The 11,455-nt window shown below is 37.7% G+C and carries 14 protein-coding genes and 1 other annotated feature; of the genes, 2 read left to right on the top strand and 12 right to left on the bottom strand.

Annotated features, from left to right (window positions below; genetic code table 11):
- Positions 1-210: 210 nt before the first annotated feature.
- The 3 genes from HCH28_RS05325 to rpmG all read right to left on the bottom strand — a co-directional run bounded on the left by HCH28_RS05325 (position 211) and on the right by rpmG (position 1,268).
- Positions 211-420 (bottom strand): YqgQ family protein, encoded by a 210-nt coding sequence (locus HCH28_RS05325; RefSeq protein ID WP_004231021.1) that lies wholly within the window; start codon positions 418-420, stop codon positions 211-213.
- Positions 413-1,006 (bottom strand): 5-formyltetrahydrofolate cyclo-ligase, encoded by a 594-nt coding sequence (locus HCH28_RS05320; protein WP_221680130.1) that lies wholly within the window; start codon positions 1,004-1,006, stop codon positions 413-415. Before HCH28_RS05320 ends, HCH28_RS05325 begins: the two co-directional genes overlap by 8 nt.
- Positions 1,007-1,118: 112 nt before the next feature.
- On the bottom strand, positions 1,119-1,268 hold the full coding sequence (gene rpmG / locus HCH28_RS05315) for a 50S ribosomal protein L33 (protein ID WP_008408521.1): 150 nt from the start codon (positions 1,266-1,268) through the stop codon (positions 1,119-1,121).
- 150 nt (positions 1,269-1,418) lie between these two features.
- On the opposite strand from rpmG, the gene HCH28_RS05310 reads away from it, so the two are divergent.
- Positions 1,419-1,871 carry a hypothetical protein gene (locus HCH28_RS05310; RefSeq protein WP_263082506.1) on the top strand — a complete coding sequence of 151 codons (453 nt, stop codon included), beginning with the start codon at positions 1,419-1,421 and terminating at the stop codon, positions 1,869-1,871.
- 3 nt (positions 1,872-1,874) lie between these two features.
- On the top strand, positions 1,875-2,357 hold the full coding sequence (locus tag HCH28_RS05305) for a hypothetical protein (RefSeq protein ID WP_221680128.1): 483 nt from the start codon (positions 1,875-1,877) through the stop codon (positions 2,355-2,357).
- 44 nt (positions 2,358-2,401) lie between these two features.
- On the opposite strand, the gene HCH28_RS05300 is transcribed toward HCH28_RS05305, so the two are convergent.
- The 9 genes from HCH28_RS05300 to HCH28_RS05260 form a co-directional block, all read right to left on the bottom strand.
- The gene (locus HCH28_RS05300; protein ID WP_221680127.1) at positions 2,402-2,974 is read right to left on the bottom strand and encodes an anthranilate synthase component II; all 573 of its coding nucleotides are present in this window, start codon (positions 2,972-2,974) and stop codon (positions 2,402-2,404) included.
- Entirely contained in the window at positions 2,971-4,356 is a 1,386-nt protein-coding gene (trpE, locus tag HCH28_RS05295) for an anthranilate synthase component I (RefSeq protein WP_221680126.1), read from the bottom strand. The genes HCH28_RS05300 and trpE overlap by 4 nt, the downstream gene beginning before the upstream one ends.
- A 140-nt stretch (positions 4,357-4,496) precedes the next feature.
- Positions 4,497-4,707: a binding site (T-box leader), on the bottom strand.
- A 39-nt stretch (positions 4,708-4,746) separates the two neighbouring features.
- Entirely contained in the window at positions 4,747-5,817 is a 1,071-nt protein-coding gene (locus tag HCH28_RS05290) for a mechanosensitive ion channel family protein (protein ID WP_221680125.1), read from the bottom strand.
- Between the two features lie 76 nt (positions 5,818-5,893).
- The gene (locus tag HCH28_RS05285) at positions 5,894-6,766 is read right to left on the bottom strand and encodes a vWA domain-containing protein (protein ID WP_221680124.1); all 873 of its coding nucleotides are present in this window, start codon (positions 6,764-6,766) and stop codon (positions 5,894-5,896) included.
- 177 nt (positions 6,767-6,943) lie between these two features.
- On the bottom strand, positions 6,944-7,603 hold the full coding sequence (gene phoU / locus HCH28_RS05280) for a phosphate signaling complex protein PhoU (protein WP_004231007.1): 660 nt from the start codon (positions 7,601-7,603) through the stop codon (positions 6,944-6,946).
- 13 nt (positions 7,604-7,616) lie between these two features.
- Positions 7,617-8,450, bottom strand: coding sequence for a phosphate ABC transporter ATP-binding protein PstB (pstB, locus tag HCH28_RS05275; protein ID WP_004231006.1), 834 nt, complete (start codon positions 8,448-8,450; stop codon positions 7,617-7,619).
- Between the two features lie 12 nt (positions 8,451-8,462).
- Positions 8,463-9,341, bottom strand: coding sequence for a phosphate ABC transporter permease PstA (gene pstA / locus HCH28_RS05270; RefSeq protein WP_221680123.1), 879 nt, complete (start codon positions 9,339-9,341; stop codon positions 8,463-8,465).
- A gap of 1 nt (position 9,342) precedes the next feature.
- Entirely contained in the window at positions 9,343-10,290 is a 948-nt protein-coding gene (pstC, locus tag HCH28_RS05265; protein WP_004231004.1) for a phosphate ABC transporter permease subunit PstC, read from the bottom strand.
- Between the two features lie 64 nt (positions 10,291-10,354).
- Positions 10,355-11,329 carry a PstS family phosphate ABC transporter substrate-binding protein gene (locus tag HCH28_RS05260; RefSeq protein WP_221680122.1) on the bottom strand — a complete coding sequence of 325 codons (975 nt, stop codon included), beginning with the start codon at positions 11,327-11,329 and terminating at the stop codon, positions 10,355-10,357.
- Between the last annotated feature and the right edge of the window lie 126 nt (positions 11,330-11,455).

Raw genomic sequence — 11,455 nt, 5'->3', positions numbered from 1 at the left:
ATCTTAATCCTTTTTTAACAGATAATCAACACATATCTCATGGAAAATTTTTTCTCTTTGCTCTTTCTATGCACCAGATATCTATATATACGTTTTGCATTGTAAAAAGTTTCGTAAAAACATAAAAACAGCGGAAACCCACTGTTTTTAAGAATATTACATACATGTTACATTAATTTTACAATACCCAATTACATTATATTTCAAACATTACTTTTTATGCTCTTCCATACGAAGTCTTGTTGTTTCTTGTCGAATAAGCAGGAGGGCCATTTGATAATCTTTTATATCTAGTACATTCGCTTTATAGAGCTCACGTATTTCATCCTCCATCAGCATCAAATCGCCAATAGGATCACGTGTATAAATATAGGTACCATATGTTTTCAAGAGTTCATAAATATCTAGCATTTTATCCATTTTCGTTCGCTCCTCGTTGTGCAACACAGTCAATACGTTTTGTAGGCGTCACAATGATATCTACTGGGCAATCATGTGCTTCAGTAGGAACACAATCAATGATTTGCTCATCAAAGAGCAACGACATCAGCTTACCCTTGTTATAGTTTAATACATAGCGGTCATAATAACCACCGCCATAGCCGATTCGATAACCGTATGGATCAAAAACAACGCCTGGTACAATAATGATATCCATCTCATTTGCGTCAACAAACTCACTTTTTGCTGGAATGGGCTCACGCAAATGCATATATACAGTCTCAAGCTGTGCAAATGAATCAATTGCATAAAATGACATTTCTCTTGTTTTCGGGTGACATTTAGGAACTGCGACCTTTTTCCCTAGTTTCCATAATTCCTCAATTAGAAGAATTGTGTCGACTTCTGGCTTATTTGAAATGGTCATACCAATTGTATTTGCTTCTATTATATATGGTTCCTGTAGCACCTTTTTTAACACAGCTAATGATTGACGATAATAATCTTCATCCGTCAAGGTTGCAAGGTCTTTGCGTACCGTGTTTCGTAAAGTTGTTTTATCCATCTAGGCTACCTCCTATATCGTAAAACGTCATATCCTCCTGGAAGTGTTACATTGAATGATTTGATAAAATGTAGAAAGCCAAAACCACTTGTGGTTTTGGCTTAATGAGCGATTACTTAGTTTCACGGTGAAGAGTGTATTTCTTCTCGCGAGAGCAATATTTTTTAAGTTCAAGACGCTCTGGATTGTTACGCTTGTTCTTTTTAGAAATGTAGTTACGTTCGCCGCAATCTGTGCAAGCTAAAGTAATATTTACGCGCATCATTAACCCTCCCACTCTATATCAAGAATTTAAATTTGAGCATGATTTATACGACTAACCTATTATAACATAAACTGAAAAAAAATCTACCTTCATTTCATATTAAGTTTGCATATGGTAAAATATCTTATAATTACATACTACATTGAGGTGAAACTATTGGATTTATCCATCGTATTAATGAGTATCGGAATTTTTCTGATCATTGTTTCGTTCTTTTTCAAAAATAGCACGAAAAAAATCGAACAAGATGTCGAAGAATTATCTATCTCCATCTTCCAAGAAACGAATAATTTAAAGCGTCGCCTTAAGATTGTGGAGGAAGAACTTTTACTAGAGCCTGAGTTCCAAGTGAAATCAAAATCAAGTATCCCTCCAAAAGGTCAAGATCCTAAAGTGCACCAAGTCATGCAGGCCGTTCAACAGGCTGCACAGGCTTCAAAAGTTGGACAAACCACAGCAGCAGCAAAACCGATTCATCAAATTATTATTAGTCAGGTACTTGAATTAAATAAACAGGGACTTTCTGTAGCAGATATTAGTATTCGCTCAAATTTAACAGAAGAGCAAGTTCGGCAAGTGATTGCAAACGGGGGGCGTTAATTAATGAATAAGTCTGCCATTCGTGCATTTGGTATAGCCGTTTTTCTTGTTGGGGCATTGCTCGCACTCGCAAACCGCTTCGATGTAACTATTGGTCTTCCTACCAAGGAATTTTCCAATCAACAACAGGTAGAAGAACTACAAAACAAATTAAGTAAGGCCAATCAAGAAATTGCCTCGTTAAAGGATCAATTAAAGCAAGTACATACGACTGAAAAAACTTCTACAACAGATGCATCTGAACAAGCTGATGAAGAAACGGCTACGGATGTAACAACGATGTCTCTGCAAATCTATAGTGGCATCACACCGTATAGTGTGGCACAAAAACTTGAAGACGGTGGCATTATTACCAATAGTGTTGAAATGGAGTTACTACTCGCTAACCCTAAATATGCTAGAAGCTTACAAATCGGCTCCTATGAGGTCAATTCTTCCATGACCTTAGAAGAAATAGCTAATTTAATTACAGGCAAGAAACAATAACTTAAAAAGCTGTCGCCCATTCAGATGAGGCGACAGCTTTTTTATTAAGCTATACTTTCCAGAAAGGCTTGCATCATCATACTGCCTTCTTTTGTGCCGATTGATTCAGGATGAAACTGCAGCCCATAAAGAGGATATTCTTTATGTTGAATGGCCATAATCTCTCCGTCATCTCCCGCTGTGGCGAGTATCTTAAAATCCTTGTGTAAAGTTTGTTCTTCAATAATAAGTGAATGATATCGCATAACCTCGATATCTCCATCTAATTGGGCAAATAAACCTGTTTGCTCGTATTGTAATGGGGACAGCTTTCCATGCATAATGTTTTTGGCCTGCACAATATTTGCGCCAAAAGCCTGCCCTATAGATTGGTGCCCAAGACAGATACCTAAAATAGGGATTTTTTGATAGAGCACCTTGATGACCTCTATTGTTATACCTGCTTCATTTGGCGTTCCTGGCCCTGGTGATAAAATGATGGCTTCTGGCGATAGTTTTTGAATTTCTTCTATAGTAATGGCATCATTTCGTATGACCTTGACGCTTTTTCCAAGCATACTGATTTGTTGAAATAAATTATAGGTAAAAGAATCATAGTTATCTATTATTAAAATCATTTTTTTACCTCCAATAGGGCACGTGCCTTATTCAGTGTTTCTTCATATTCTGACAATGGAATCGAATCATAAACAATACCTGCTCCTGCCTGTACATGTGCCTTTTGGTCCTTAATGAGCATCGTACGAATTGCGAGGGCCAAGTCCATATCACCAGTTGTCGAAATATAGCCTACCGCTCCCGCATATACCCCACGCTTTACTGGTTCTAATTCATTAATCAATTGCATGGCACGAATTTTTGGTGCCCCTGACACTGTACCAGCAGGTAAACAAGCACGAAGTACATCCAGAACATGAAGGTCATCTCGCAATTCAGCAATCACCTCAGATACCATATGCATCACATATTTATAGCGCTCTATTTTCATGTATTTGGTTAGCTTGACGGAACCGACTTTTGCAATACGACCAAGATCATTGCGACCTAAATCCACTAACATACGGTGTTCAGCTATTTCCTTGCTATCCTCTAATAGCGCATTTGCGATTGCTTCATCCTGTTCTATTGTCGTGCCACGCGGCTTTGTACCCGCTATTGGGTTGGTTGTCACTTTTCGATTTTTTACCTTTACAAGACTTTCAGGAGATGTTCCTAAAATAACATAGTCCCCATAATCCATATAAAACATATAGGGTGACGGGTTAGACGTGCGCAATTGACGATAGAGCGAGAATGGCGAACCTGTAAATGGTGCAGAAAAACGTTGCGATAACACAATTTGGAAAATATCACCTCTCAAAATATGCTGTTTAGCACGTTCCACCAAAGCAATAAATCGTTCCTTTGAAATCATTGGCTTAAACTGTAACTCATCCACCTTTAATGCCTCAAAGGTTGTGCCTGCACAAAGCTGTTGCTCCATCGTTGTAATAGCAGCTTCCATCTCCTGTAATGAACGTCCATCCTGAAATAGATCAATCGAAGCTAGTGTAATTTCCTGTGTTAGATGATCAAAAACAATAAATGTATCATAGAAAAAAACATGAACATCAGGCATAGCTAAATCATCCTGTAAATAGTCACCTATTTGTTCTGTGTAAAATGCTGTTTCATAGCCAAAGAAACCTATAGCTCCTCCAAAGAAAGCAAAAGGATAGCTTTCTTCATGAAAGGGTATTAGTTCTTTTAATCGATCAAGCACATTGCCCCTAGCCTTGTCATTTTTTGATCCTTTTGAAAACACGAATTCTTCATTGTTTCCTTTTAGTTCAGCCACTGGATTGATAGCGATAAAGGAATATCGCCCACTTTCCTCATGTTTCGCTGAGGATTCGAACAACATTTTATGCTGCCCTTTCAGTGATTGATACACAGAGATCGGGGTCATCATATCCCCCTGTAATACTTTCATAGCATACTTTCTAAGCTCAACTGCCATACTCTCTTCTCTCCTTCTCTAAGCTCTGCTCATCTACACCTCATCTATCTTTAGCAGCAGAAATCTGCTAAAGGCTTTCTCTTCATTCAGCTAAAATATATGCTGTCTAAAGAAAAAAATATAAAAAGGCCTTTCCATCACAAAAGGACGGAAAAGCCGTGGTGCCACCTTCATTGGTCTCCTGATAAGAAAACCCTCTTTAAGCCTTATAACGTAGGCATCCGCTAATCCATACTGTTTTCAGGATTAGAGCTCCGAAGTCCATTCACTAAACATTTGTACTAGTTTTCACCAACCACTAGCTCTCTATAACAAATTGTACTAGCTACTACTCTTCATCAAAGCTGATTTCTTGGTAATATTGTAAAGCAAACTATCTTACAATTCAATTTATTTTTTATTTCGTAGACTTTCATCTTCAGGATGGCTAGCTAATGTAATCGATAGCTCCTCCATTATTTGACGAATGGCAAATAAAATATCCTGTCGTACTTCCAGCATAACAGCAGTATCATTTGTGGCAACAAAGAATCGAACAAGCACGCGATACGAATCATAATGAAACTCATCTATAAATACATGAATCATGTCTTTCTCTGTTTTAGCATGTAAATAAATTTCCTTATGAATGGCCGTTAAAGCGCTACGTATGTCTTCCTCATCATTATCAGCAGCGATATATAAAAACTGCTCACATTTCCGTTTTTCTCGCTTAGATAAATTATAAAGTGGACGGTTCACTAAATAGGAGTTCGGCACATATACAAGTCCTTTGTCTCCTGTTTGAATTAACGTACTTCTTAAATTGATATCCTCAATCGTTCCTTCAATTTTTTGATCCTCTGTCGCTATCCAATCTCCTATTTGGAATGGATTATCTAAAGCTACGGACATGCCACCAAATACATGCGCTAGTGTATCGCGAATCCCAAAGGCAATCGCCACACCCGTTAAGCCAATTCCAGTTAAAAAGCCATTCAGATTAAAATCCCAAAAGGAAGCAATCGTAAACATAGCAAAAATCATGATAAGCACTTTACCTATTCGTAGGAAAAACGGTAATAAAACATTCTGATCCTCTTCGCTTGTTAATTCAAATGGTTGTTTCGTATAGAAATTCAAAACATCATAAATCCCTTTAAAAGCAAGAAACACCATAATAGACAATACAAAATTCTTTGTTGATGGATGCGTAAATAAAGGAACCTTTATTAAATAAGATAAGCTGAGCACTATGACCGTCGTCATAAAGGCATAGCCAATTGCTTTACTAAATTGAGCCAGTACATTTGCTTGGAAATTGCGCTGACGATCTTTTAAAAATAGCACGACACGATGAATAATTTTTTTGATGATGAATCGTTGAATAAGCCAACCGACTAAACAAATAATGACGGCAATTAAGCCATCTAGCCAAGTTGGGACTGTAAATTTAGGTAATAACCAATGTAATGAATCCATGTATATCTCCTTTATAACTACCTATGTATCGCCAGCAAAAAGGAGCCGACCTTCAGAAATGGTTAGCCCCTTCTTGTTATTGTATGGCATCATCTGCAAAAAAAGCCTTACTAGCAAACCAAAATTGCTGTTTATTAAAATTATGTTCATGCATGGCAATCACTGAAAATTCAGCATGATATTTTTGCTTCATTTCCTTTAGCATCGTTTTGGCTTGCTTGCCAACGAGATGCTGCCCATCAATAGGTGCTCCTTCTGTAAAAATAATGACATCTGCTTCTGTACCTAATTGATTTTCCTGTAGCAATGCTTTCACAAATTGTAAAACAGGTAAAATGGCTGCCTCTCCCTTTGCCTTATATTCGATAAAACTCTTAAAATCAGCTAAATTTAAATGCCCATTTTCAAAGCGATAGTGGACATGAATTTGCCGATCATACGGTACAATGTATAAATCACGGCCTTCCCGATGCGCACTCATAAATAACGCTAAAATCATACTTTTACAAATCTCAGAATAAGCGGCCATTCCTGTCGTTTGTTCTAAACAAATAATCATCGGGCCAGGGTCTTGTTGATAATCATGAAAAGGTACATAGTAAATATTTCCGCTTTTCGTTGTCTGTTGCTTAAGCTTTTGACGTCTAAGCTCTGACCATTTTCGTTCATAATACTGGCGTTGCTCTTTGCCGTTTGCTAAGCGTTCTGCCTTCTCAATAGCAGGAATATTCTCTTGGATTTCATGCATAATATCCGTCAATTCCAGAGCAAATGCTGCCATATTTCGTAATGGTTCACTCTTGAAAAAATAATCGATAAAATAATGTTGTTCCCCTTCACTTAACTCCTCTATATGTAGGTTTTCATAGAGAAAACGTAAATAGTCAAGTTGTTCTATTGTCAACTGCTTGTCAAATTGCTTGATGAGGGATTCAATAGCATCTTTCATATAGCAGCACCTCCTAAGCACCACATTTTTTGGATAATGTCTATAGTATAACCAAAAAATTTTTTTGACAATACAAAAACGCTCGCTATAAAGACGCTACAGCCAAAGACAATGTTGCTGCTTCAGGAGATTTTTTTCTGCAAATGAAAAAAAGAGCTAAAACGCAGCTCTTCTCTCTTAATTATTTAATTCATAATGTTTGCCCTTTACTAAGTAAAATAGATGTTCAGCAATATTTGTAGCATGATCAGCAGAACGTTCTAAATAGCGGCAAATAAATGTTAGGTGTGTAATCTGTGAAATATGGGAGGGATTTTCTACCCCAGCACGAAGTAAAAGGGTGATCGTCGCTCCGTATAAATCGTCCACGTAATCATCTAACTCTGCAATCTCTTTAGCGCGTACCGTATCTTCCTCAGTAAAGGCCTTCATGATGCTCTCTAGCATTTCTACTGTTTTATTACACATGGTTTGGAGATTTGTTATTGGGAAAATCATTGGCTCCTTACCGATTCGAATTGCTTCTTTAGCTATATTAACCGCATAGTCCCCTACTCTTTCCATATCTGAAGCTGCCTTTACAAGAACCATGAGACGGCGTAAATCTGTTGCTACTGGCTGCTGCTTGGCAATCATTAGGATCACATGGTCATTAATTTCTTCTTCAAGGCGATTAATGATTAAATCGTCTTCCAAAATTTTTAAAGCCTTTTCTAAATCCTGCTCTACCAATGCTTCAAAAGCTGTTTTTAATGCAAGGATACTGCTATTGGCAATTGCAAGAAATTGCCCCTGTACCTCTTTTAACTCTTGTTCAAAACGTTCACGTACGATCATTCATTGCTCCTCCTTAGCCGAAACGTCCCGAAATATAGTCTTCTGTACGTTGATCTGCTGGTGTTTGGAAAATAACATCCGTTTTATCGTATTCGACAACCTCTCCACTTAGGAAAAATGCTGTACGATCAGAAATACGTGCCGCTTGCTGCATATTATGTGTCACGATGACAATGGAATAGTCCTTTTTCAGTTCTTGGACCAACTCTTCCACTTTCAATGTAGAAATCGGGTCTAAGGCAGATGTTGGCTCATCCATTAAGATGACATCAGGCTCAATCGCTAAGCAACGTGCAATACAAATACGTTGTTGCTGACCACCTGATAATCCGTAGGCATTTTGATTCAAACGGTCTTTTACCTCGTCCCAAATGGCTGCCCCTCTTAATGACTTCTCCACAATTTCATCCAGAATTTTTTTATTTTTAATGCCATGAATTCTTGGTCCATAGGCAATGTTATCATAAATAGATTTTGGAAACGGGTTTGGCTTTTGGAATACCATCCCTACACGTGTTCTTAATTCTTCTACCGTATAGTTTTTATCTAAAATATTTCGCTCACGATATAAAATCTCTCCTGATGTACGTACGATTGGTACAAGTTCAACCATGCGGTTTAATGTTTTTAGATACGTAGATTTCCCACAGCCAGATGGTCCAATAATAGCCGTTACTTCATTTTCATAGATGCTTAAATTAACATCTTTTAAACCATGATGGTCACCATACCATAAGTTTAAATTGCGTGTATCATAGACAATATTTTTCGCCACATCTGCTACAGACTTAGTCGTTGCCTGATTCCGTTTGACAATTGTTTTTTCCTCTTTAAAATCTAATACCATAAGGTCACCTCATTAATAACGTTTTTGGAATTTATTTCGGATATAGATGGCGATCGAATTCATTAATAACAGCACTGTCATAAGCACTAAAATACCTGCTGCCGCTACATACTGAAAGGCTTCTTGTGGTCTTTTTGCCCAATCATAGATTTGCATTGGTAATGCTGTAAATTGACTCAGTAAACCATTCGGTAAAAACTGCAGGATAACTGGAATTCCAATTACAACTAGTGGAGCTGTTTCTCCAATGGCACGAGACAAGGCTAAAATACTTCCTGTTAAAATACCTGGAATGGCAGCTGGCAATACAACACGCAAAATCGTTTGCCATTTCGTTGCACCCATGCCATATGAAGCTTCACGTTGTTCGTTTGGCACTGCACGAATAGCCTCTTGAGCCGCTACAATGATAACCGGTAAAATTAACAAACTCATTGTAAAGCCAGCAGCTAAAATACTTTTTCCTAGATCCATCATACGTACAAAAATAGTTAATCCAAGTAATCCAAAAACAATGGAAGGAACACCTGCTAGATTCGATATATTCATGCGAATAAAGTCATTGATTTTATTTTTCTTGGCATACTCCTCTAAATAAATCGCAGTACCAACTCCTAAAATAATCGATACTGGTGCTACAACTGCCATTAACCAAAGCGAACCGATTAAAGCAGCTTTGATACCTGCCTTATCCGCAAATCGTGATGCAAAATTCGTCAAGAAATCGATGTTTAAGTAATCAATCCCCTGTGTCACAATGCGGTACAGTAAAACAGCTAAAGTAACAAGTGCAAACGTTGTAGCTAAGAAAAATAGAGTTTTCCAAACTTTATTTGCTGTAATACGCTTTGTCATTCGTTTCATGACGACTGTGTCATCCATATAGCGCATGCTAGTAAACCTCCCTGAAGCGTTTCGAAATATAGTGAGCAAGTAAATTCATTACTAGCGTAAAGATAAATAGTGTGAATCCTACTGAATAAATTGAGTAATAAATGGTTGTACCGTAACCCGCATCACCAGTTGAAACCTGTACAATGTATGCAGTCATTGTTTGAATAGAGTCTGTCACATTGAGGTCAAATTTCGGTGTTGAACCACCTGCAAGTGATACAATCATTGTTTCTCCAATTGCCCGGGAAATAGCTAACACAACTGAAGCGATAATCCCTGAAAGCGCAGCGGGTAATACCACTTTGATTGCTACTTCAAATTTCGTCGCACCTAGAGCTAAGGCTCCCTCACGCATACTATTTGGTACAGATGACATGGCATCTTCTGAAAGAGACGTAATCATTGGTAAAATCATAATCCCTACAACAATACCAGGACTTAATGCATTAAATAGTTTGAGTCCAGGTACAATTTCTTGTAAAACTGGTGTGACAAATGTTAAAGCGAAGAAGCCATAAACAATTGTTGGCACACCTGCTAATACCTCTAAAATAGGTTTCACTGTACGTCGTGTTTTCTCACTTGCATATTCACTTAAATAGATAGCTGAAGCAATTCCAAATGGTACAGCTACTACAACTGCAATAAGTGTCACTTTTAATGTACCAGCGATTAATGGCAGTATCCCAAATAACGGTTCGTTACCTGAAAACGGTAACCATTTAGTACCGAAAAGGAAATCCGTAATCGACACGCGTTTAAAGAATTCAAACGTTTCAAAAATAAGGGTGAAAACAATGCCAAATGTTGTTAATATCGAAATAATAGCTGCAGAAAATAATAGAGCTGGCATGGCTTTTTCCACTATTTTCTTTGTTTTTTGGTTGCGCGAATTTGCAATTAATTGCTGCACAGATGATGTCTTATCTTCCTTTTGAGAAACCATTGGGAGCTCCTTTCAAATAAGTGAGGGAAAGAGCATACATCTCTTTCCCTCTATGCATGTCTTCTTATTTTAAGCCTTCTAAAGTTTTTAAGCCTTCAGTATATTTTTCTTCAGGTAAACGAACATAGCCCACTGCTTCAGCCATATCGCCTGCGTTTTCAAGTGTAAATTTAATGAAGTCGTAAGCTGCTTCATTGTCCTTCATCGCACTATTTTTTACGTATGTGAATAATGGACGTGAAAGTGGTGTATATTCGCCACCTTCAATTGTTTCATTTGTTGGCTCTACGCCATTTACTTTGACAATGTTTAATTTATCTTTATTTTCAAGGTAGTAAGCATAACCGAAGAAGCCGATCGCATTTTTATCACCAGAAACACCTTGCACTAGCATATTATCATCCTCTGATAATGTTGCTGAGCTTACTAGATCTGCACCATCTAAAATCACTTCATCAAAGTAGTCGTATGTGCCTGAATCAGTACCTGGTGAATAGTAAACGATTTTTTCATCTGGCCAAGATGGATCAATATCAGACCATTTTTTCTCAGTCCCATCTTCAATCCAAATTTTTTGTAGTTGTTCGACCGTTAAGTCCTTCACCCAATCATTTTCTGGGTTCACGACTACTGATAAACCGTCATATGCTAAAGCTAGCTCTGTAAAATCAATGCCCGCTTCTTCTAATTTCGCTTTCTCTTCATCTTTTATATTACGAGATGCATTTGAAAAGTCTGTTTCACCTGCGATGAATTTTTCAAAACCACCACCAGTACCAGAAACCCCCACTGATACTTTGACATCTGGTTGTGTACCTGCATACTCTTCAACAACTGCCTCAATGATTGGTGCTACTGTTGATGAGCCATCTCCAGCTACAGACCCTTGTAGCTTTTCATCAGCAGCTTCTTGTCCTGAGCTTGCTGGTGCGTTCGTTTCTGTATTGTTTCCGTTTTGTGCAGAATCGCTACCACATGCACCTAGCATTAATGCAGAACCCATTACCGCTGTCATCGTTAAGTACTTCCACTTTTTCATCTCATTTGCCTCCGTCATGAACTGTTTTATAGTTATTTGTCTTACAATCTTTACTATAATGACTGATTGTTGAAGTCGTATAAACGGTTCGTAAAAGAGATGTAAAGGAATGTAATGCTTTGTAAA

The organism is Lysinibacillus sp. K60, from assembly GCF_019731275.1.
In the GTDB taxonomy this organism is placed as follows: domain Bacteria; phylum Bacillota; class Bacilli; order Bacillales_A; family Planococcaceae; genus Lysinibacillus; species Lysinibacillus capsici.
The sequence above is the reverse complement of the archived record's forward strand: the minus strand, read 5'-3'. Positions and strand labels throughout refer to the sequence as shown.